Origin of the sequence: Francisella sp. XLW-1, assembly GCF_008711455.1 — a bacterium.
Taxonomy (GTDB): domain Bacteria; phylum Pseudomonadota; class Gammaproteobacteria; order Francisellales; family Francisellaceae; genus Francisella; species Francisella salimarina.
This window is the reverse complement of the sequence record NZ_VXKP01000003.1, coordinates 217,055-239,590: the sequence shown is the minus strand read 5'-3', so window position 1 is coordinate 239,590 and position 22,536 is coordinate 217,055. Positions and strand designations below refer to the sequence as shown.

Here is a 22,536-nt window from a genome sequence, read left to right as displayed (position 1 = left end):
TTTAAAGTCATCTTTCAAAAAAATAAGTTAAAAAATGAGAAAAGTTCTAATAGCTTCTAAGATGATTTTATTGATAGTAATATCTACGTCAGTTATGTACGCAGATGATATTCCACCAGCTAATTCTATACCTATGGATAAAGTTATTTCTAATATTTATGCCAAGGGATATGATGGAATTAACAAAATAGAATACGATGATGGAGCTTATAAGGCGAAAGTTATCAATAATGCCGGTAAAGAAGAATATATATACATAGACCCAAATACAGGTGAAGTTCCCTTGCCAAAAAAAGGCTCTAAAGAAATCAATATGAGCGAAGCTATAAGGGCGGTTCCTAGTGATAGGTGTAAAACTATTACTAGTATTGAAAGTAAGAATGGTGTATATGAGATTGAATGTGTAGATAATAGCCAGCAGGAAGTTAAGGCGTATGTTGATGCAATTAGTGGTAAGTTATCTCAGATTAGATATGATGATTAGATAAAAAGGTTAATACAATCATTTAGAAATAAATAACCTTTGTCTGTTGGCTCGATCTTGTTGTTAGAAAAACTTAGTAACCCTTTTTCTACCCCTTGCGATAATCTTTGGATAATTTCATTCTTAGATAAAAAAGTTTGTTGCTCAAAAGTGCTGATACCAAAGCCATTTTTTAATCTTAAAGCATTTAACATAAACTCATATATTAGTTCATTTTTACCAACAGTATTAAAATCTTTTATACAGTTATTTGCTTGTGAATATATTTTGGGATGTTTGTGTTTCCAGGTTCTTTTAATCTCTTTGGTTTGAAGGTTTGTAATCTTGCTATGAGCTCCAGCACCAATACCTATATAGTCGCCGAAATTCCAATAGTTTGAGTTATGGATAGATCTTAAATTATCTTTTGCATAAGCGGATATCTCATATTGATAGTACCCAGATTGTTGGAGTAGTTTTTTACCAGTTATTTCAATTTGCTCTAAAGTTTCTTCGTCTGGTAGTTTTGGAGGCTTTGCTGCAAAAAGAGTATTTGGTTCTATAGTTAGTTGGTACCAAGATATATGAGTTGGCTTCATTGTAATTGCTTGAGAAATGTCAAAAATACCATCCTCAAAGCTTTGATTGGGAAGCCCATGCATGATATCAATATTAAAATTCGAAATTGTTGAATTCTTAATCTCTTCAATAGTTGTATAAACATTTTCGCAATTATGGATTCTACCCAATGACCGCAGCTTTTCATTTTGAAAGCTTTGTACACCAACTGAGATACGGTTTATACCAATATTTGCATACTCTGAAATAGAACCACGTTCGACAGTACCAGGATTCATTTCTAGAGTTATTTCACAATTGGGATTAAGCTTTGAATTATCTTTTATGTGTTGTAAAACTTTACCAAGATAATCAGCTTTGAAAAGTGAAGGTGTGCCACCCCCTATAAAAATACTTATAACTTCTCTATCTTGTAGATCAGTTAGATGAGTATCAAAGTCGGCAATTAGTTTTTTGTAATAATCCTGTGAAAGATATGTATCATCTTTGATTGCATGAGAGTTAAAATCACAGTAAGGGCATTTACGGACACACCAAGGAAAGTGTATATATATTCCTATTTGCTTGTTTATATTAAACATCTTATGCCTTAAAGATGAGAAATTTACTAACGACAAAAGTATATACTGCGACTAATCCCATCGTTATAAATAGTGCAAGTAAATATTGTATATGTAGAAGATGAAGCAACACATAATATATGCCTTCATTAAGAGCTAAACCTATCATGACATTAATGAAAAATTGTGTAGCAGCCTTTTTATGTGATTGAGTTGTTGTTGAGAATGTCAAAAATCTATGTCCAAAATAGCTGACATTAAATGCAATAAGGAATGCAAAAAAATTTGCTACCATAGGCTTAAAGATATCAAGTTCAACCAAGAACCATACAATAACAAAGTTAGTTATTGATGCTAATATACCTATAATAATGAAATAAGATAGTTGTTTTTTTAACATTAGTTTGTGGAGTTTTATAGTAGTTGTTTATATTATAACTATTAAAGAGAATTTTATAAGGGAAAGTTAGATGGAAATAATTAAATATCAATTGGGAATTGCTGAGGGTTTACCATCATCTGCTTTATATATGATGTTTAGTATCAATAAAGATAATGATGTCAAGTTTGGATTGAAGGTATTACAAAAGTTTGTCGATGGTAAGAGTGTGGTTGCTGGATTTGGTAAAGATCTTTTGCAAATGTTTGATCTTCCTAGTGATGATAATTTCAAAAGAGCTAAATTCAATAATGAAAGAATGTCTGATAATGATGGTTATGACTTGGTACTTTGGTTAAGAGGTGATGATCGAGGAGAGCTATTTCATAACGCATTAAACATCAGAAAAGCATTGCAAGATTTCTTTACTGTAGAAAAAATAGTTTCTAGCTATACCTATCATGGAAAGTATGATTTATCAGGATTTGAAGATGGTATTGAGAATCCTAAGGGTGAAGAGGTTGTTCCAGCATCGGTAATACCAGAAGGCAAGTTAGAGGGGTCGAGCTTTTGGGTTCTTCAGCAATGGTTACATGACTTTGATTGGTTAAATAGTGCAAGCCAATCAGCGAAAGAAGAGTGTATTGGTAGATCTTTGGATGATTCTCATCAGTTTAAGGATTTGAAAGACTTCGCTCATGTTAAGAGATCTGCCAAAGAAAATTTTGATCCAGAAGCAGAGTTGCTAAGAAGATCAATGCCTTGGTCAGATGATAATCTAAATGGAGGCTTCATGTTCTCTGCGTTTGCATTATCATTTAGATCATTCAATTTACAGATGGGTAATATGCTTGGTTGTAGTGATGGTATTGTTGATGGAGTATTTAAATTTTCAAAAATTATTGAGACAAGCTACTTATGGTGTCCACCTTTCAAAAAAGGCAAGCTTGATATTTCACTATTAAAGTGATGCAAAATAGCTGAAAGATTATATTTTATATACAAATAGTCATTAACAGGTTAAAATATACGCGTGTTATGCAAAAATTAATTAGTATCTACGGAGGTTAAAGCATGTCTGATATTAAAAATATCACTAAGCTACAGATAGAGGAAAAAGGAAAGAAATACTCTCTATATAGCTTAAAGAAACTTTCTCAAGAGCTTGGTAAAGATGTAACTCGTCTTCCTTACTCTATCAGAGTATTACTTGAAAACCAACTAAGAAATATAGATGGCTACAAAGTAAAAGAAGATGATATGCATAAGGTTTTAGATTGGGACGCTAAAGCTAGCTCAAGACCTGAAATTCCACATATGCCAGCTAGAGTGGTGATGCAAGACTTTACAGGTGTACCAGCGGTTGTTGATTTAGCTGCTATGAGAAAGGCTATCAAAGACGCCGGTGGTGATGCTGATAAGATTAATCCTCTTGTAGATACAGCTATGGTAATTGACCACTCTGTACAAGTTGATTTCTATGGTACAAAAACAGCTCTAGCACAAAACGTGGCTAAAGAGTTTGAAAGAAATGGTGAAAGATATAGTCTACTTAAGTGGGCACAAAAGGCATTTGATGATTTCACTGTAGTACCACCTGGGATGGGTATTATTCACCAAGTTAACTTAGAGTACCTTGCAAAAGGAGCACTAGTTAAAAATATTGATGGTGAAGATGTAATTTATCCAGACACATTAGTAGGTACAGACTCTCATACTACTATGATCAATGGTGTTGGTGTAGTAGGTTGGGGTGTAGGTGGTATCGAAGCTGAGGCTGTAATGCTGGGTCAGCCGTACTACATGGTACTTCCAGATGTGGTTGGTGTTAAACTAACTGGTAAGTTAAAAACTGGTGTAACGGCAACTGACTTAGTACTTGAGATTACAGAAGCACTTAGAAAGCATGGTGTTGTAGGTAAGTTTGTTGAGTACTATGGAGAAGGCCTCGAGAGCTTATCTCTACCAGATAGAGCTACTATCGCTAACATGGCTCCAGAGTACGGTGCTACGATAGGTTTCTTCCCAGTTGATGAAGTAACATTAGACTTCTTTAACAATACAAACCGTAGTGAGCTTGTTGATGCAGCTCGTGATATGTATAAAGAGCAATTACTATTTAGAGAGAATCCATCAGAAGAGCCTGAATACTCTAGTGTTGTAGAGATAAACTTATCTGATATCGAGTCTAACCTTGCTGGTCCTAAGCGTCCACAAGATAGAGTTGCTTTCCATGATATGAAAAAAGCATTTGCAGAGGCTCTGGTTCATGAGCAGGGTCTACATGGTTTTGGCTTGACAGAAGAGCAACTTAAGAAATCTGCAGAAGTAAAAGGTTTAGGTGAGAAAATCACTCATGGTTCTCTTGCTATTGCTGCAATTACTTCATGTACAAATACATCAAACCCATCACTACTTTTAGGTGCTGGTTTATTAGCTAAAAAAGCTAATGAGAAAGGTCTTAAAGTTAAGCCTTTTGTTAAAACATCTTTAGCACCTGGATCTCAAGTAGTAACTCAATATCTTGAGAAAGCTAATTTGTTGCCAGAGCTAGAGAATTTAGGCTTCAACTTAGTAGGTTATGGTTGTACTACTTGTATTGGTAACTCAGGACCTTTAGATGAGCCTGTTGTTGATGCAATCAATGAGGCTGATCTTGTAGTATCTTCTGTAAGTTCAGGTAACCGTAACTTTGAAGGTCGTATTAACCCTCATGTTAAAGCAAACTATCTAGCATCTCCTATTCATGTGGTTGCTTATGCTTTAGCTGGTACTGTTGATTTTGATCCTGTTGAAGATGCAATTGGAACTGATGCGGAAGGTAATACTGTATACTTGGCAGATATTTGGCCTACTACAGAAGAAATTGCTGCAATCCAATCTGATGTAATCAATTCTGCAATGTTTGAAAAAGCATATGCTACAGTTCTTGATGGTACAGAAGATTGGAAGAAACTTGATGCTCCTGAAGGTAAGCTTTATGAGTTTGACAGTTCTTCTACTTATATCCAATGCCCAAGCTTCTTTGAGAAGTTTGCAGAGGGTAATGATGACCTAGATATCAAGGGTGCTAGAACTTTACTTATGTTGGGTGACTCTGTAACTACAGACCATATTTCACCTGCTGGAGCTATTCCAGAAGAGTATCCTGCTGGACAATATTTGAAGTCTCACGGTGTAGAGAAAAAAGATTTCAACTCTTATGGTTCTCGTCGTGGTAACCATGAAGTTATGATGAGAGGTACATTTGCTAATATCCGTATTCGTAACTTACTTCTTGATGGCGTAGAAGGAGGATATACTAAGTATCATCTTGATGGCTCTCAACAGTATGTATTTGACGCTGCTATGAAGTATAAAGAGAAAGATATTCCTCTAGTTATTTTGGCTGGTAAAGAATATGGTACTGGCTCATCACGTGACTGGGCTGCAAAAGGTACTTTCCTATTGGGTGTTAAAGCAGTTATAGCTGAGAGCTATGAGAGAATCCATAGATCTAATCTTGTGGGTATGGGTGTGTTACCTCTTCAATATCTTGATGGTCAAAGTGCTAAGACTCTTGGTCTAGATGGTACTGAAATGTTCAATATCAAAAACTTGAATAATATTCAGCCTCGTCAAACAGTTGTTGTTGAAGCTGTACATCCTAAGACTGCTCATACTACAACGTTTGAAGCATTAGCTCGTCTAGATGCAGATGTTGATGTTGATTATCTGAAGAACGGCGGTATCTTGCAAACAGTTCTTAAAGATATGATGGATCAAAAAAAAAAATCTAGTTCAGTAAAAACTGATAATAATTCTTGTTCTAAAGACTCTTCTTGTCCATTTGCAAGAATAGCTAATTTCTTCAAAAAATTATTCAAATAATTTATCTCTAAAAATAATTTAATTCTTTGTTTTTTTTGTTTCTTAATAGTGATAAAGTTTTACTATAACTATTAATTTTATTTTTTATATATGATAAGAAAATTATTAACTCTGTGTGTGCAAAAAAAAGCGTCAGACTTACATTTATCATCTGGTTGTAAAGCTAAGTATAGAATTGATGGGGACTTGATTGATATCGAAACATCTCCTGTATTAAATGATAAGATGATCTCTCAAATGCTCTTGGAGATTATGACAGATGATCAAAAGGATGAGCTTGTAGAGACTTATGAATGCGATTTTTCAATTGATGATAAAGATAATGATGCAAGATTTAGGGTTAATGCATTTTTTCATAATCGTGGGTATGGTGCTGTATTTCGTCGTTTAGAGAATACTATCCCCACTCTAGATCAGTTCGGGGCTCCTAAGATTCTGAAAACAGTTCAAGCTAAAAAGGGTGGTTTGATACTTGTTACCGGACCTACAGGTTCTGGTAAAAGTAGTACATTAGCAGCTTTAGTAAACGAGATAAACCAAAAAGAAGATTCCCATATCCTAACGATTGAAGACCCTGTTGAATTTGTACATACAAGCCAAAGAGCTTTAGTTAACCAGCGTGAGGTCAAAAGAGATACAAGAAGCTTTAATGCGGCTTTAAAATCAGCATTAAGGGAAGATCCAGATTGTATCCTTGTAGGGGAGATGCGTGACCTAGAGACTATACGTTTGGCTCTTGAAGCTGCTGAAACAGGCCACTTGGTACTAGGAACATTACATACAATGTCAGCAATCAAAACAGTGGATAGGGTAATATCGGTATTTCCACCAGCTGAGCAGGAGCTAGTCCGTAATATGTTAGCAGAATCTTTACAGATTGTAATATCTCAGCGTCTTCTTAAGCGTAAAGGTGGTGGTCGTGTTGCTGGATATGAGGTTCTTATTTCTAATACTGGTATCAGAAATATGATAAAAGAGAATAAGCTTTCTCAAATATACACGGCTCTTCAGACTGGTACGGCAAAAGGTATGGCAACTATGGAGCAAAGTATAGAAAACCTTCTTAAAGCCGGAACAATAACTCCTGAAGAGGCAGCTAAGTATATAATAATAAGATAGGGTATGTTTCGATAATATTTGATTCTGTTTTTGATATTATAATAAATTTTTAATCTGATTGGCCAATATTGAAGCACTTGTAAATGCAGACTCAACACGCCCCTTTATACACCAGTCACCACATGCGGATATATTTTGGTTTGTATCAATAAAGTAACCAGGTGTATTTTGTTTACCTATATTTGCATAACGCCAGGCATGTAGTCTTCTATAATCTGGCTGATTTAGATTTATAGCTAATATCTCTTTGACTCTTTCAAAAATTGTTTCTAGGATTTGTTCACGATCGTAATCAATATATTGATTAGCCCATTTATTTGCAGAGTGTATAATTAAGCAGCTAGGGGTATTACGATCTGGTTTTGAGCTGTTGAGAGATATCCAACTAATTATCTCGTCATGTACTAGAGCAGCATCAAAATTCAGATTAATCTCTTTATCATAACCAAGCATTAGTGAAAAGCAGCTATCCATTTTTATCGAGCTAATTTGGTTATAGAAAGAAGTGTTTTGAGGTAGTAAATCTTTAAGTTGGTCTGATGGGATTGCAAAAATAATCCAGTCAAAACATCCTAAAAATTGATTGTTATCATCCTTAACAATCCAAAGTCTATCTTTTTTGGTAATAGAGCTAACACGCGTGTTCAGAGATATATCTAGATCTTGAGCTAAGTATTGCGCTATGGCATTCATTTTAGGAGAGCCAACATAATGTTTATATTCATTACCCCAAGGTTTTTGACTTATTATCTCAGAGTTTTTGATTTCAACAAAATTTGCTTGCCAGTTTTTGATTATACCTTGATCTATCATTGGTTTAAGGAACTCTTTAAATTCAAGGGATTTAGCAGTGAAATATTGAGCTCCATGATCAAAGTAGTAAGGGTCAGCATATCTTGTTGACATTCTGCCACTAACTCCACGAGATTTCTCAAAAATAGTTATTTGTGCCAAATCTTTTAGAATGTTTGCAGCGGTTAATCCAGCAAGACCAGCACCTATTATTGCCACTTTCATACAAGACTCCAAGAAACTGATAGTGAAATAACAACGCATAGTGTTATTGGTAGTCTTATACATTTGAAATATTTTGAACTGATAAGGTTTAATTTATAGAAGTAGTAATCGACTTTGAGTAGTATTAAAAATTCTGCTATGAGTAATAATATAAAATCTTGTGGATCTAAGTTTAGATATCCAAGCCAAATTATTATGGCAATTAAATTACTAGCAACTTGTATCAATGTCTTTGTGAAGCTAGGCTCTAAATTAATTTGTCTGCCCCAATGGGTTCCAGCCATAAAACATGTAATAACTAATCCATATACGGATAGAGCTTTTACTATATTTTCAAATATTAGAAAGCTGTTGTGGCCTAGTAGTATACATGATGAAAAGAATATGAAAGGAACTAAACCTAGATAGGCAAGATATATGTCTAAGCTCTTGTAGCTTTTCAAATTATTTCTCCTAGTAACTTAATTTTTCTTTGGTTTTTCCTCTAAAGATATAGTAAGCATAGCTGGTGTATAGCAACAGTAATGGGATCATAATTACAGCTGGAATTAGCGTAAATAGTAGTGTGGTATCACTAGCTTGTGCTTGGGTGTATGTAATGTGATAAGGGATAATATATGGAAATATTAATGCCAGCATACTTGTATACGTAAAGACAAATATTGCTACAGCCGACCAATATGGTAAAGCATGATTTTTAGCATCTATCACTTTGATAAGGACTAAGAAACTTATAATGGTAAGTACAAAAAGTGCGCCAAGGACAGTCATCTTATAGAAGCTATCTAAAGGTAATTTAGTATATATAGGAGTAATTGCTCCAATAATTAACATTAATATCGCAAGTACTATACTACATGATTTAGCTAGTCTTTTAGCTTTATCATAAAGCTCTCCTTCAGTTTTAAGTATAAGACGAGTTGCGCCAAGTAAGCTATAACCAAATACTAGAGCTATACCCGTAAGTATGGAAAAGCCAGTACCATAAAAAGTACTATGTGGGAAACCTACTATCAATTCGCCAACTATGTAGCCTTGCAGAAAAGTTGCCGTTAATGAAGATATGAAGAAAAGCTTATCCCAGTTTTTGATACCTTTATGAGATTTTAGTCTAAACTCAAAGCAAATACCTCTGAAGAGTATCATAACTACTAAAAGTATCGCGGATAAGTAAATCTTAGGGAATATGTAGGCAAATGCGATAGGAAACATCCCATAAAAGCACGCTAAAGCAAAAACTAGCCATGTTTGGTTACCATCCCAAGTTGGTAGTAATATACTCACTGCAATATCTTTTTGATGATCATCAAAAAATGGAAATAGTGACCCCATGCCTAGAGCAAATCCATCTAATACAATATATAGTAGTAGAGCAAAAGCAATTATAAATAACCAAATTAATCCTAAGTCCATAACTATTCCTCCTCGCCTGTAGTCTTCTCAACTGATTGGAAGTATGAGTAAGGCATTCTTTCTTCTCCACCAGTACTTGGACCACCATTTATAATTCTAAATAAGTATCTGAAGTAGAAGAACCCAAATATAATGAAGTAAACAATGACTATTGCTGCTAATGAGCTAAACACTTGCCAGAAGTTAATACCACTGACAGAATACTCAGTCCTTAGTATGTTATATACAGTCCAAGGTTGTCTACCAAATTCTGCTGTGAACCATCCTGTGATGATAGCAACAAAACCAAGTGGTGTAGTTAGTGTACAGAGTCTTAGGAACCATTTTGAAGTTTGTAGTTTTTTTCTCGCTAAGAGTATAGTTCCTACAACACCCATAAGTATCATTAGCGTACCAATACCTACCATTATTCTAAAGCTATAGAATACGACAGCAACCACTGGTCTATCTTTTTCCGGAACAGATTTAAGACCTATTAATTCTCCGTTCAGCTCATGAGTGTTTATTAGAGAAGCAAGCTTAGGAATCTCTATAGCGAATAAGTTCTTTTCTTGTGATTCGCTTGGGTATGCAAATATTACAAAAGGAGCGCCTTTCTGAGTATCCCAAACACCTTCCATTGCCGCTGTTTTAAGTGGCTGATGTTCATGTACTTCTCTACCTACATCGTCACCCACACCAAGTTGACCTATACTTAAAATTAGAATGGAAACTATCGAAAATTTGATGCATGTTTTTGCAAAGGTGTGATGTTTATCCTTGATAATGTAATATGCACTAACACCTAGTATAACCATTAGAGTGCTCAAATATGCAGCCATAAGCATATGAATATACCTTGGAATCACAGAAGGGTTAAAGATTACATGATACCAACTATACACTTCAAACTTACCATTGATATAGTTCACACCATCAGGTGTTTGCATCCATGAGTTAGCTGATAATATCCAAAAGGCTGATAATGTCACACCAACAAATATTGTGAAGTTAGCCAAAAAATGAACATATTTGTTTATTTTACCCCAACCGAAAATCATAATACCTAATGCTCCAGCCTCTATGAAGAAGGCTGTAAGGACTTCATATGTGAACAGAGAGCCAAGTACAGGACCAACTTTTTCGGCAAAGCCTGCCCAATTAGCACCAAATTGGAACTCCATAACAATTCCAGACACAACGCCCATACCAAACGTAAGAGCAAATATCTTTGTCCAGAATTTTACTATAGCGAGGTATTTATCATTTTTGGTAATTAGCCATAAAGCCTCGAAGATCATCAAAAATGTTGATAACCCAATACTGAAGGCTGGAAACAAAATATGAAAACTTACCGTAAAGGCAAACTGTATTCTTGATAGTATTTCGACCCAGTACATAGAAAGAACCTCTATTTTTTGTTGTTATTAAAACTATCCTACTTATAGATTAGGCTAGTAACTTTTATTATGATTTTCAGCTGGGAGGCTACTATAAATAGAATCTCACAATAGTTTACTATTCTCAAGTAACCACAAACTAGATTAATAAATTGTAATGTTACTTAGTCAAACTTTACAAATATAATAGTAGTATAAGTTAAGATTTTAGGAGATCTTATGAAAATACTAGTAGCAGGCGGAGCAGGATTTGTAGGTAGGGAGTTATCAAAATATTTAAGTCCTAAGTATAGATTGACATTACTCACTAGATCGCAAAAATCTAAAATTGGATACTATGATGATTTATTAACTTGGTCTGAGCTTGATGAGGTTAAGATATCTGATTTTGATATTGTCATAAATTTATGTGGTTATAACATTGGTCAGAAGCGTTGGAGTAACTCTGTTAAGAATAAGATTATATCTAGTCGTATAGAACCAACTACTAGGTTGGTTGAACTAATAGGTAATAAAAATATTTGGCTAATTAATGCTAGTGCTATTGGCTATTATAATTTTTCTGATATTCCTCAGGATGAAGAAAAGCATGATAGAAAGTTTGATAACTTAACTTTTGGTCAGCAAGTTGTTGATAGTTGGGAGAAATGTTTAGTGGATTCTCCGCTAGCCAGGTACACAATCATGCGTTTTGGGGTTGTTATCGGTAACGGTGGTGTTCTTGAAAAAATGATTATGCCTGCTAAATTTGGCTTTTTGACAATGTTTGGTAATGGACATAATTATATGACTTGGATAAGTGTCTTTGACTTATCGAGAGCGGTTGAGTTTATTATAGACAACAAGTTGGACAAGAAAGAAGTATATAATCTGACATCGCCCGAAGCTAGCCAGCATAGGCACTTAATAGAGCTTTTGGGTAAATATCTAGCCAAAAAACGTATAATTAAGATTCCAAGTGCAATGATTAAGCTAATGTTTGGACAGATGGGGAAGGAGCTTTTGTTATCTAGCCAAAACATAAAACCAACTAAATTACAAAGAGAGGGTTTTGAGTTTGAGGATCCTGAGATTTCAAAGGCTCTAGAAAGATATATTTAGTCTTCTTGTTTATGCTCAATAGGAATTTTGACAGTAACAGTGATACCATTCCCATCAGTATTGTTTTGTGCAAATATCTTACCGTCATGGAGCCTTACGATTTCTGAAACTATTGCCAGTCCAAGTCCGCTTCCTTCTTCACCGGTGCCTGTCTCCCTATAGAATCTATCAAAAATACGTTCGATATTTTCAGGAGGGACACCTATACCATTATCTTTAATTTCAACAACGATATTATCATCCTTTTGGAAAGAGTGTATCTCAACGAGTCCACCATCTGGAGTATATTTTATAGCATTTGATATTAGGTTCTTAAACATTATTCCTAATAGGTATTCGTTACTATAGCAATATAAATTTTCTTGTGATGGATAGAATGCAATTTCTATATTTTTCTCGATAGCTTTAATAGCATTATCAGCAATGAATGTTTCAAGTACAGTATTGATCATAAGTTTTTTACCAAATGTGATTTGCTCATTCGGCTGGATTCTACTTAATGTTAATAACTGGTCAATAATATGAGAGTATCTATTGGTGGAGTTTTTGATTCGTTCGAGTTTTTGTTTAATCTCATTTATGTCATCAGATGCAAGCGCAATCTCAACCAAAGTTTTTACTCCTGCTATAGGAGTCTTAAGTTCGTGTGCAGCATCGCCTGAGAATCGCTTTTCCCTCTCTAATGTTGCATGAAACTTTTCTATTAATGAATTAATCTGTTCAACGATAGATTTTATCTCAAAGGGAATAATATCCTCATTAAGTTTCTCATTTCTACGAGGATTAATTTTTGCTACACGTTTATTTATTCTTTCTAGAGGATAAAGAGCAGTTTTTAGTATGTAATAAATAAATCCAATAAGGATTATATATATTGATGCTAAAAGTATTGCAAACTTAAAAATTATTTGTCGAGATAGCTTATCTTTATCAGAATTATTTACGAATACTGTTACTACATCTCCACCGTCTGTCTTTAGAGTATATGTATACCAGTGTTTATGAATACCATCAGTATCTGTATAAATCCATTCAAACCCTGTAGTAGATGTAATTCCATCATAATTCTTATGAAATGATGGCAAGTTTGATGTTTTTAATAGTAGCTTTTTGTGTTTTCTATCATATACGATAAAGCCAACGCTTTCATTATAATTCTTGATATTCAAAAAAGAAGAGGATATTTTGTTAACAATCATATCAGTAGTATTTTCATCATCTTCTAATGGGTATATTTTTAGAACAGTTTCAATAACTTGCGCTGCGGTTTTTAATTGATAGTTAAAAAGAGAGTTGTTTTGGTGCTTAACCTGATAAAAGCTAAAAATAGAGATAACAAGCATAAAAATAGCAAAAAAGCTTGCAAAAGAAACAACTAGAAAGCTTAAGATGGAACTTTCTTTTTTATTCTTAAAAAACATACCGATACAGGATTAAATATTTAGTAAAAATAATTATAATCAATTTTGAATTTTATTATTAGTTTTATAATTGCTATAATCGAATATTATCATAAATAATAATTATATAATTTTGTTAGATAGCATGAATAAAGTAGTTGAGCCTTTCTACGTAAAATACTATGAAGCGGCTACTCTATACTTCTATACTCAGGAAGATTTAAAGTTTGACTTAGTCATTACATGCCCTCATGCAGAATTAGGTAAAGATTTTGTTGAGTTTGATTTTCCTGCTATTGGACAGCTTGTCAAACTTAGTAAAGAAGAGTTTGATGATTTTTTATCAATAGAATATGATTTCGGTACACATTCGCTCTCTCATGCAATAGCTCAGAGGCTCTATTCAGAATATGGGTTATACACACTTATTGCAGAGCCTTCTTTCCCTCGCTCCATATTAGATGCGGGAAGATTATATCCAAACTGTATAAGAGATATCATCGACTATAATCAGCATATAGAACTTAAACAAGAGCTTATGAAGTTATTTGATAAGTATATGCAGAAATTATGTCATATTGTTGCTGTGGCCAAAACTTATAATGCAGTTGCCATAGATTTACATACTATGTCTACTTACTCTCCAAATGTTGTACAAGAAAGATATTCAGAAGCTATTATAGAAACTCCTGATACGTTGAGAAAATATATTGAGCTGTATAGAAATGCTCATAAAGAGGGTGAAAAAAGAGTTACTGAACTCTTTACGGGAGATGCTCGTAACGGGATATTTGCCTCCAAAGATTTGATTGAATCTCTATCTCATGAACTTAAACAGATTGATATTGATATAGAGTATGATAAACCGTATATCCTAGCGGAACATTTGGTGGCTCACTATCTTGTGTGCGAGCTTGAGGCAGTTTGTATTGATATACCGAAAGACTTGCTGTCTAAAACAACAACTGCGGATGAACATTATGATATAGCTAATTTAGAAGTTGATCCGGGTAAGTTAGCATCAATGGCTGACGCATTTGCTAAAGCTGTAGCGTATAAGCGGCAGAAACAACTAATAGGAGCTTAAAATATGGCAATAAAAAAGACAAATGCTGTCTCTGAAAGAATATGGGGTAAAAAAGCTATTCATGTGCCTAATACAACAGATATATATGGTGCAGATCTTGTTAGCTCTTTTGTAAATAAATATGTTACACGTACTTTGTGCTTACTTGCCAAAGATCATAAAATTATCCTGCCCAAAAAGACACAGAGTGAAGTTGAAGAAATTGTTAGTTATTTTAATAGGATTGGTCTTACGTATATAACCATGGATAACTTTATATTTTTAGACAAGCTGATGGAGCACTATAGGCTGTCTACAATAGTTATGAATTATGCTGATCAAATTCCTGAGTTTAGTAATCCTGAGTATACTCATATTGTGCCATTTACAGCTGCTACAGCAATTGAACTAATCGGAATCAAACACAATAAAAACTATGGGCTATCAGAAGCATTATCACAGTTTTTAAATGATAAATCATTCCTTAGGCAAATGTTGTATGATAGGGGTGTGTTAGTTCCGAGTGTTAATATTATATCGACAATTAGTGATGAAGATTATGTTAAAAAAGCTCTACAGATTTATCGTGACTATGAGAATAAAGGTATTTATGAGTGTGCTGTAATTATGCCTCGAGCTTGTTCTGGATACGGTATTCATAGGTTTGAGAGCGAAAAGGAATTAAGAGATATTCTAAAGCTTATGCATAGGGTTGAGGTATTTATGATTGACCCTTGGCTTGATAATTTAGGTTCACCTGCCTTTCAAGTAAGTATTGGTGATAAAAAAGAAGACGATGTCTGTCTTGGTTTAAGTGATCAAATGCTTGATGGTCAGACACACTTAGGCAATAAGTATAAGTCTAAATTTAGTGAAGAGCCTGCAGTAATAGAAATTTGTGATCAAATGACAGAAATTCTTCGTGACATGGGTGTTAGAGGTGTCGTGGGTGTTGATCTTCTTATCCGTGAGATTAATGGTAAGATTGTACCTTACGTACTTGAAGTTAATGCACGACAAACAGGCGCTATTTATGCAGGCTTTTTAGCGCACGAATTGCGCAAGGGTGAGCATAAGCCTTGGGTGGGCCATAATAATGTGTTAGTCCCTAAAGGATCAACTATAGATGACTATTATCAGTATCTTAAAGATAATGGAGTTGATTATACATATGGTGATACTGAGGGTGTAATTATAACATGTATAGGCAATCTTGATCTAAATAACAAAGTTATGATTTTAGTGCTTGCAGATACAGATGATCGACTTGAAGAGATTCTTAATATAGCTACTTCTTTTGAATAAATATCTTTATTATCTTGATATCTAATCTATAATTTAATTAATATTAGTTAAATTAGGTATAAGTTTTGAACAAAATACCAATAGGTGTCAGTAGTTGTCTAGTAGGAAATAATGTTCGATATAATGGCGGCAATTGCCATAAATCATACATAACTGGTACGTATGCTGAATATTTTGATTACAAAATAGTTTGTCCGGAAGTTGCTGCTGGTCTTGGAGTTCCTAGGCCTACTTTATTTCTAGTTGAAGATATTCAGACAAATGTTTTGTCAGTTAAAACCAATAAAACTCATGATGATGTAACAGATAAGATTCAGAAAGCTGTCGCTATGCTTATATCGAAACTTGATACTGTATATGGTTTTATATTAAAGGCGAAATCTCCAAGCTGTGGTGTTAATACAGCGAGAGTTTTTGATGAGAATCATGGCTATACAGGTGAAAAAGCAGATGGTTTGTTTGTAAGAGCATTAAAAGAATATGACCCTCTTTTGCCTATAGAAGATGATGGTAAGCTTACTGATAAAACATTACGTGATCATTTTCTGCGTAAAGTTTTTTGCTACCATAGTCTTAGAACAAAGTTTATGCGGTGTTCTAATATTACTGAAATGATGGAATATCACTCAAAGCATAAAATTTTATTACGAATGCACAACAATAAGACTAAGAAAATTCTTGGGAATATGTTGTCAGAAGCTGGTAATAAGGTAGATGTCGAAGCTATAAAGCATAAATACATCGAGCTTTTTATGCAAGCAATAGCTAAGCCTGCTAAGAGAGGGGCTCATTATATGGCACTTCAAAATGTTCTCAGAGAAATAAATAAAAAAGTTTCAAAAGCTCAGAGACAATATCTACAAGAACTACTTAATAAGTATCGTGATTGTAAAATATCTTGGGAAGTTCCTGTCAGTGTAATTAGAATGTATCTTATTGAGCTGGATTTGCCATATTTAGAGAAGCAGAGTTATTTAAATCCTTATCCAGAGAATTTAAATTATATATAAAACTAAAATATCTGATTAGTGATCAAGATCCGCATCTACTTCTTTGGGAATTATCATAGCGATAGGAAGGCAAATTAATAGAAATACTATTACCATATCAAGAGCATTTTGGTAACTAGAGATAGTATAGATGGTGGTTGAATTATCTATTAGTGAGCCAAAATGAGTAAGTATATACCCTACAAGTGGCAATAATATAATTGGAATAAAGTTGTTTATCATATTTACACCAGCTGTGGCAGAGCCCGTAGTTCCTTTAGGTGAGATTATCTTGGCTATACCAAAAGTGACAGCTTGAGGTCCAGCTGCGGCACCAAGCAAGAAGTATAGTAAGGTGAATAGCGATAAATTAACGGGAACATATAAAATAATAGCTAAAATTACAGCAAGTGATATTATGCTCAAAATTAACATACGACGATATCTGTTTGTTAATGAGGCAATAATTGCTGCAATTGTGAAGCCTACTGCAGCACCAATAAATAAAACACCATTTATATGTGATGCAGTTTCTTGGCTAAGGCCAAATTTAGCTTGGATTAAGCCAACCCCCCAAAGAGAGCCTAGGACATTAATAGGTATAAATAGTACTGCACCAATAATGCTTGCTGACCAAAATCTTATATTACAAAAGATTTTTAAAACTTTAATGATAGTTTCTTTGAAGTTGGCTTCACTTAGATGAGTGAACTTCTGAACATGTTTTGGATTATCACGAATAAATAAAACTATTAGTAGTAATATTCCGACACCAATATATGTAAATACAGCATTACCTTCTTTCCAACCTAATTCAGAAACTAAGCTAGATAGCATTGTGTCAGTAACTAGACCACCCAGTATTCCTACAACAGTTGCAAATCCTATAAATGTTGAAAAAAGTCTTTCAGGTAGCCACATAGCGGCCATTTTAGCGGCGCCAATAAATCCAAAAGCAGAGCCTATACCCATAAAGATTCTACCAATATAGGCGATTTCATAATTATCTGTAGCAGAAAATAAATAGTTACCAAGAACACAAAATGCTGTAGCAACACTGATTACTACTTTACGATTATATTTATCTAGTATTACACCAGCCGGAATTTGCATTATTGTATACGATATAAAATATGCCGAAGATAACATTCCAAGTTGAGTATGACTAATACCAAAGTCACGAATTAAATTATCTCCCATTACACCAGGAGCAGCCCTGATAAAGAAGTCGTAACTATAATTAAGAGTAGCGATTAAGCATATTACCCACGCTAAAGTCGCCAATAGCTTGGTCTGAGGAAGGTGAGAATTATTCATTCATTAAGATATATTAAATTAGAGTAATTTTCATTTTAGCAAAAAAAAAATAAATTTACTAATAACAAAAGGCTCTATAAGTACTTATTCTTCAAGATTATCGATGATTTTTTGTTGCTCTGAATCGGTTTTTACAGCACTTGATTTATCACTAGCAATATACATATATACCACAGGTAAAACAAATAGTGAGAAGATCGCTCCTATCACAAGTCCGCTAGATATGACCACACCTATACAGTTTCTACTAATAGCACCAGCTCCTGATGATGTTACCAGGGGTATGACACCAACTACCATTGCTGAAACTGTCATCAAAATAGGTCTTAGACGTTGTGATGATGATGTTACAATAGCATCATACTTATTCATTCCTTCATGTTTTTGTAAGTGATTAGCAAATTCAACAACCATGATACCTTGTTTGGATATTAGACCAATCAAGGTTACGAGACCTAGTTGAGTGTAGATGTTTAGTGATGCCCATCCAGCACCCATATATTGACCAACATATAACGGTATTAGTGCACCAGATATAGCCATTGGTATAGTAACTAAGATCACCAAAGAATCTCTAAAGCTCTCAAACTGAGCAGATAGTGCTAAGAAGATAAGTACAATTGCAAATGCAAAAGCTACCATCATAGTGCTACCGTTTTCAATATATTGACGAGCAGAGCCAGAGAAGTTAAATGAGAACCCTTCCGGCAACTCACTTCTAACTACACTTTTAACATAATCAATAGCTTGGCCTTGAGTTATTCCCGGAGCCATAACAGCAGAAATCGTTGATGAATTTAATTGCTGGAAAGTGTTTAAGGTAAGGGGTTGGCCCTCTGTTTTAAAGGATACTAATGCCGACAGAGGCAATTCTGAGTTGAACAAGTCACTAACTTCATCGGAACGAATGTATATGTTACCTAATTGCTCTTGAGTTAACATTTCATTACGAGCTAATTGGGGAATTACTTGGAAACTGTATCCTTTTAGGAAGAAATAGTTAATATATCCTCCTGCATAAGAGTAACCTAATGTTTTGGCAATATCTGACATGGTGATGCCTAATATACCAGCTTTTTCACGATCAATACTAATATCAACAACTGGGTTATCAAATTTAAGATCACTTTGAGCGAATACAAATAATCCGCTTTTCATCATTTTATCAATTACTTTATTAGTAATTTCATCAATAGCCTCATAATCATTAACACTCTGAATAACTAATGATAGTGGGGCACCTCTTGGTATTCCTGGTAGTGCAGGAGTTTGATATGTATATGTTTGTATTCCTGGTAGTTCTGTAACCTTTGCCTGAGCTATCTGAGCAGCTTTTTGTTGAGAGATTTCTCTCTTATCCCATGGTTGCATAATAAAGCCGCCAAAAATCACATTTGACCCCATTACTCCATTAAGAATAAAGGTGTCTTGTTTGCCAGGTACTTCATCTAGTGTACTAGCTAATTTTGTACCAAAAGTTTCTAGGTAATTAATATTTGCAGAAGATGGAGCTTGTCCCATAATTCCTAGGAAGCCCATATCCTCATTAGGAGCTAATTCAGATTTAATCCCTTTACCCATTATGAAACAGCTGGCTAGTACAATCAGTCCTACAACAGCTATTGCAGGTTTGATATCTAAGACAAACTCTAAGATCGCTTTATATTTCGCAGTTAATGCTGTAAAGAGTTTATCAATGAATTTAACAAGTTTTGTGCTCATCATTTCTCTATTTAAGATTTTTGAGCATAACATTGGTGAGAGCGTATACGCAACTATACCAGATATTACTACAGCTCCAGCAAGTGAATATGCAAACTCTGTGAATAGTTGTCCTGTGAAGCCTCCCATCATACCAATTGGAGCATATACTACGACTAGGGTTAGAGTCATCAATATAACAGGATTGGCTATTTCTCTAGCTCCTTTGATGGCGGCTGCAAAAGGTTCCATTCCTTCTTCGATATGCCTATAAATATTCTCTAGTACAACGATAGCGTCATCAACAACAAGACCGATTGCGAGAATCATGGCAAGAAGAGTCAGAAGGTTGATTGAGAAGCCCATAAGCGACATCAAAAAGAATGATCCAATAATTGAAAGAGGAATTGCAACAACTGGAACTATAATGGCTCTAAATGATCCTAAGAATAAAAACATAACTACAGATACAATTATCACGGCTTCAAATAATGTGTGAAGAACTTCTTCAATAGAAACTTCGATATATGTAGTACTATTGTATGCAATGTTAACATCTAGGCCATTCGGAAGGGCTGCTTTGATATTTGGTAGCTCTTCAACTAGTCTATCAACTACTTCAAGGGGGTTTTCTTCAGGGGATACTACAGCACCTGCTAGGACAGCATTTTTGCCATCAAAATACACAGATGAGTTGTAGTCTTGAGCACCAAGCTCAACTTTCGCAACATCCTTGAGTCGTACTACCTGTTTATCACTTTTTTTGACAATTAAGTTTCTATACTCTTGAGCTGTAGACATACTTGTTTCAGGATTAAGTGTATAGTTTAAGTATGGTCCTTGTATTTGACCACCTGCTGAAACTAAACTGTTCGAGCCAATTGCTGTGGCTAGTTCAGTTGGTGTGATACCATACTCTGCCATGCGCGTTTTATTTGGATATATACGCATTGCATAAGGCTTGTTGCCCCATACATCTATTGAAGATAATCCACCTTGAGCTAGTAGTTTAGGTGTAAGTTCAGAGTTAATATATGCTGATATCTCTGAAGTATTCATGGTCTTACTTGTAAACGCTAAGATTAAAGATGGGAAGTTATCTGCAGGATTTAGCTTAATAGCCGGAGAATAAGCATCTTGAGGGAGTTGGTTAAGTACAGAGTTAACATTTTGTACAACCTCAGATAAGACATCGTTAGTATTGTAGCCTAGTTTAACATAGACAGTAATTGTACTTGTACCTAGTGCGGATGATGATGTCATATAATCAATACCTTTGGAAGAGCCAACCGCAGCCTCTAAGGGTCTAGTTACAAAAGCTTGGATCGTAGCAGGGTTTGCACCTGGATATGCTGTTGTAACTGTAATAGTGGCACTATCTATGTATGGGTATTGTCTAACTTGTAATTGAAAAAATGAGCCAACTCCTACAACAATAATCATAAAGCTTATTGAAAGAGATAGAACAGGTCTTCGAATAAAGAGATCAATTAAACGCATTACTGGATTCCCTGATTATATATATTATTGTCAATCTTTACACTATTGTTCAGTATTGCATCCATTCCTTTATGCACTTTATTTTGTCCTGACGTAATAATCGTAGTGCCAGGCTCTAAGCCTTTAACAAGAGCTAAGTTATTTCTAGTTTCTAAGACTTCAATATTAGCTTGTCCCACCTTGTATAAAGTCTTGTCGGTATCAACAGTTTTCATTCCTCCATCAGCTGTGGATGTGTAAGACGCTGTGACAGGTTTGCCATCTTTCATTACAGGGTTGAGTGTAAATACTGATTGACCATAAAGGCTATATGAAACAGCATTTCTAGGAATCACAATAGAGTTTTTCTTAACTGGTAAGCTAACATGAACAGTTAAAAACATTCCTGGGACAATTTTATGATGTGGGTTTTGGTATGTTGCTTGAACAGTTATAGATCTATTTGAATCATTAATAAAAGAGTTTATTGCCGTAATTTTAGCCGTAAAAGTTTCACCAGGATATGAGTCAGAATAGAAGTTAATTTCTTGACCAACATCAATCATGCTCACTTTGTTTTGTGGCACTGGGAATGTAATAAATATAGGATCAATCTTTGTAAGTGTAGCAGCATTATCACCGTTGTTGAAATATTGTCCTAAACTTATGTTTCTGATACCTATCTTACCGTCAAATGGAGCTCTAATTTCTTTGAAGCCTATTTGTGACTCTATATTTTGAACTTGAGCTAATTTAGAAAGGTAATCAGCATTAGCTTTATCAGCAGATTCTTTTGAAGTTGCTCTTTGTTCAACAAGTTTGTTATAACGATCTTTTGTGATTTTGGCAAGTTTAAGGTTTGATAACGCCTCTTCTAAACTAGCTTTTAGTTGACTGGTGTCTAGTTTAAATAAAAGATCGCCTTCTTTAACTTCTTGTCCACTCTTAAAATTAATTTCACTTACAATACCACCAGATTGAGAAGATATCTCTGTGGATTGAATAGCTTGTGCTTCACCAATAGTGTTTATGACCTGTTTCCAGTCTGTTTTTTCTACAACTGAAGATGTTACAGCTACAGGCTGAGGCACGTATGAAGCCATACCTTTTTTAATCATACTTTGAATAAGTTCGGCAAATCCAAAAATACTTCCAAAGAGTATTAGTGTTGCTACTACAACAGCTATTGAGGCAGTACGCTTGTTTTTGAGGAGAGAAAGTTTTGTTTTTATATAGTTGATTTGGAAAATAAAGTAGACAATTGCTAGAGATATTCCAAGTTTGCCTAGTATGAGCCATGCTATGACAATGGTTGCTAGTACAAAAATCAGATAGTTTCTCTTACTAGAATTAATTTTTTCTTTAAGGTCTAAAAAAGTTTTTTTAAAATCCACTGTTA

18 protein-coding genes are annotated in these 22,536 nt (G+C 34.5%); 8 read left to right on the top strand and 10 right to left on the bottom strand.

The window, feature by feature from the left end; all coding sequences use genetic code 11:
• Positions 1-34: 34 nt before the first annotated feature.
• Positions 35-484, top strand: a complete 450-nt coding sequence (locus F3D59_RS05930; RefSeq protein ID WP_150464167.1) for a PepSY domain-containing protein — start codon at positions 35-37, stop codon at positions 482-484.
• Here F3D59_RS05930 and hemW read toward each other — a convergent pair.
• On the bottom strand, positions 481-1,623 hold the full coding sequence (gene hemW / locus F3D59_RS05925; protein ID WP_150464166.1) for a radical SAM family heme chaperone HemW: 1,143 nt from the start codon (positions 1,621-1,623) through the stop codon (positions 481-483). The two genes, F3D59_RS05930 and hemW, sit on opposite strands and share 4 nt — an antisense overlap.
• 1 nt (position 1,624) lies before the next feature.
• Positions 1,625-2,002 carry a GtrA family protein gene (locus F3D59_RS05920; protein ID WP_013922365.1) on the bottom strand — a complete coding sequence of 126 codons (378 nt, stop codon included), beginning with the start codon at positions 2,000-2,002 and terminating at the stop codon, positions 1,625-1,627.
• Positions 2,003-2,072: 70 nt separating this feature from the next.
• On the opposite strand from F3D59_RS05920, the gene F3D59_RS05915 reads away from it, so the two are divergent.
• The 3 genes from F3D59_RS05915 to F3D59_RS05905 all read left to right on the top strand — a co-directional run bounded on the left by F3D59_RS05915 (position 2,073) and on the right by F3D59_RS05905 (position 6,970).
• Entirely contained in the window at positions 2,073-2,951 is an 879-nt protein-coding gene (locus tag F3D59_RS05915) for a Dyp-type peroxidase (protein WP_150464165.1), read from the top strand.
• 104 nt (positions 2,952-3,055) lie between these two features.
• On the top strand, positions 3,056-5,851 hold the full coding sequence (gene acnA, locus F3D59_RS05910; RefSeq protein ID WP_150464164.1) for an aconitate hydratase AcnA: 2,796 nt from the start codon (positions 3,056-3,058) through the stop codon (positions 5,849-5,851).
• Positions 5,852-5,941: 90 nt separating this feature from the next.
• Positions 5,942-6,970, top strand: coding sequence for a type IV pilus twitching motility protein PilT (locus F3D59_RS05905; RefSeq protein WP_146420883.1), 1,029 nt, complete (start codon positions 5,942-5,944; stop codon positions 6,968-6,970).
• Between the two features lie 36 nt (positions 6,971-7,006).
• On the opposite strand, the gene F3D59_RS05900 is transcribed toward F3D59_RS05905, so the two are convergent.
• The 4 genes from F3D59_RS05900 to F3D59_RS05885 are packed head-to-tail and all read right to left on the bottom strand — an operon-like array spanning position 7,007 to position 10,779.
• Positions 7,007-7,987: an NAD(P)/FAD-dependent oxidoreductase gene (locus F3D59_RS05900; RefSeq protein WP_150464163.1), complete on the bottom strand. Its 981-nt coding sequence runs from the start codon at positions 7,985-7,987 to the stop codon at positions 7,007-7,009.
• On the bottom strand, positions 7,984-8,430 hold the full coding sequence (locus tag F3D59_RS05895; RefSeq protein ID WP_150464162.1) for a DUF3429 domain-containing protein: 447 nt from the start codon (positions 8,428-8,430) through the stop codon (positions 7,984-7,986). Before F3D59_RS05895 ends, F3D59_RS05900 begins: the two co-directional genes overlap by 4 nt.
• Before the next feature lie 10 nt (positions 8,431-8,440).
• Complete coding sequence (locus F3D59_RS05890) at positions 8,441-9,400, bottom strand: cytochrome d ubiquinol oxidase subunit II (RefSeq protein WP_150464161.1); 960 nt, start codon at positions 9,398-9,400, stop codon at positions 8,441-8,443.
• Positions 9,401-9,402: 2 nt separating this feature from the next.
• Positions 9,403-10,779: a cytochrome ubiquinol oxidase subunit I gene (locus tag F3D59_RS05885; RefSeq protein WP_150464160.1), complete on the bottom strand. Its 1,377-nt coding sequence runs from the start codon at positions 10,777-10,779 to the stop codon at positions 9,403-9,405.
• Positions 10,780-10,998: 219 nt separating this feature from the next.
• Here F3D59_RS05885 and F3D59_RS05880 point away from each other — a divergent pair, with 219 nt between their 5' ends.
• The gene (locus F3D59_RS05880) at positions 10,999-11,880 is read left to right on the top strand and encodes a TIGR01777 family oxidoreductase (RefSeq protein WP_150464159.1); all 882 of its coding nucleotides are present in this window, start codon (positions 10,999-11,001) and stop codon (positions 11,878-11,880) included.
• Here F3D59_RS05880 and F3D59_RS05875 read toward each other — a convergent pair.
• Positions 11,877-13,301 carry a sensor histidine kinase gene (locus tag F3D59_RS05875; RefSeq protein ID WP_150464158.1) on the bottom strand — a complete coding sequence of 475 codons (1,425 nt, stop codon included), beginning with the start codon at positions 13,299-13,301 and terminating at the stop codon, positions 11,877-11,879. The two genes, F3D59_RS05880 and F3D59_RS05875, sit on opposite strands and share 4 nt — an antisense overlap.
• A 112-nt stretch (positions 13,302-13,413) precedes the next feature.
• Here F3D59_RS05875 and F3D59_RS05870 point away from each other — a divergent pair, with 112 nt between their 5' ends.
• The 3 genes from F3D59_RS05870 (at position 13,414) to F3D59_RS05855 (ending at position 16,661) form a co-directional block, all read left to right on the top strand.
• Entirely contained in the window at positions 13,414-14,367 is a 954-nt protein-coding gene (locus F3D59_RS05870; protein ID WP_150464157.1) for a hypothetical protein, read from the top strand.
• A 3-nt stretch (positions 14,368-14,370) separates the two neighbouring features.
• Positions 14,371-15,651, top strand: a complete 1,281-nt coding sequence (locus F3D59_RS05860) for an ATP-grasp domain-containing protein (protein ID WP_191092443.1) — start codon at positions 14,371-14,373, stop codon at positions 15,649-15,651.
• 65 nt (positions 15,652-15,716) lie between these two features.
• Positions 15,717-16,661, top strand: a complete 945-nt coding sequence (locus F3D59_RS05855; RefSeq protein WP_150464155.1) for a YbgA family protein — start codon at positions 15,717-15,719, stop codon at positions 16,659-16,661.
• Positions 16,662-16,676: 15 nt separating this feature from the next.
• On the opposite strand, the gene F3D59_RS05850 is transcribed toward F3D59_RS05855, so the two are convergent.
• The 3 genes from F3D59_RS05850 to F3D59_RS05840 form a co-directional block, all read right to left on the bottom strand.
• Positions 16,677-17,957: an MFS transporter gene (locus F3D59_RS05850; RefSeq protein WP_150464154.1), complete on the bottom strand. Its 1,281-nt coding sequence runs from the start codon at positions 17,955-17,957 to the stop codon at positions 16,677-16,679.
• Between the two features lie 84 nt (positions 17,958-18,041).
• Positions 18,042-21,158 (bottom strand): efflux RND transporter permease subunit, encoded by a 3,117-nt coding sequence (locus F3D59_RS05845; protein ID WP_150464153.1) that lies wholly within the window; start codon positions 21,156-21,158, stop codon positions 18,042-18,044.
• Positions 21,158-22,531 carry an efflux RND transporter periplasmic adaptor subunit gene (locus F3D59_RS05840; protein ID WP_150464152.1) on the bottom strand — a complete coding sequence of 458 codons (1,374 nt, stop codon included), beginning with the start codon at positions 22,529-22,531 and terminating at the stop codon, positions 21,158-21,160. The genes F3D59_RS05845 and F3D59_RS05840 overlap by 1 nt, the downstream gene beginning before the upstream one ends.
• Between the last annotated feature and the right edge of the window lie 5 nt (positions 22,532-22,536).

Coding starts and splice junctions, on each gene's coding strand:
- hemW (WP_150464166.1), bottom strand. CDS start 1,623: ATGTTTAATATAAACAAGCAAATAGGAATATATATACACTTTCCTTGG.
- F3D59_RS05930 (WP_150464167.1), top strand. CDS start 35: ATGAGAAAAGTTCTAATAGCTTCTAAGATGATTTTATTGATAGTAATA.
- F3D59_RS05890 (WP_150464161.1), bottom strand. CDS start 9,400: ATGGACTTAGGATTAATTTGGTTATTTATAATTGCTTTTGCTCTACTA.
- F3D59_RS05900 (WP_150464163.1), bottom strand. CDS start 7,987: ATGAAAGTGGCAATAATAGGTGCTGGTCTTGCTGGATTAACCGCTGCA.
- F3D59_RS05875 (WP_150464158.1), bottom strand. CDS start 13,301: ATGTTTTTTAAGAATAAAAAAGAAAGTTCCATCTTAAGCTTTCTAGTT.
- F3D59_RS05915 (WP_150464165.1), top strand. CDS start 2,073: ATGGAAATAATTAAATATCAATTGGGAATTGCTGAGGGTTTACCATCA.
- acnA (WP_150464164.1), top strand. CDS start 3,056: ATGTCTGATATTAAAAATATCACTAAGCTACAGATAGAGGAAAAAGGA.
- F3D59_RS05905 (WP_146420883.1), top strand. CDS start 5,942: ATGATAAGAAAATTATTAACTCTGTGTGTGCAAAAAAAAGCGTCAGAC.
- F3D59_RS05920 (WP_013922365.1), bottom strand. CDS start 2,002: ATGTTAAAAAAACAACTATCTTATTTCATTATTATAGGTATATTAGCA.
- F3D59_RS05850 (WP_150464154.1), bottom strand. CDS start 17,957: ATGAATAATTCTCACCTTCCTCAGACCAAGCTATTGGCGACTTTAGCG.
- F3D59_RS05880 (WP_150464159.1), top strand. CDS start 10,999: ATGAAAATACTAGTAGCAGGCGGAGCAGGATTTGTAGGTAGGGAGTTA.
- F3D59_RS05845 (WP_150464153.1), bottom strand. CDS start 21,158: ATGCGTTTAATTGATCTCTTTATTCGAAGACCTGTTCTATCTCTTTCA.
- F3D59_RS05885 (WP_150464160.1), bottom strand. CDS start 10,779: ATGTACTGGGTCGAAATACTATCAAGAATACAGTTTGCCTTTACGGTA.
- F3D59_RS05860 (WP_191092443.1), top strand. CDS start 14,371: ATGGCAATAAAAAAGACAAATGCTGTCTCTGAAAGAATATGGGGTAAA.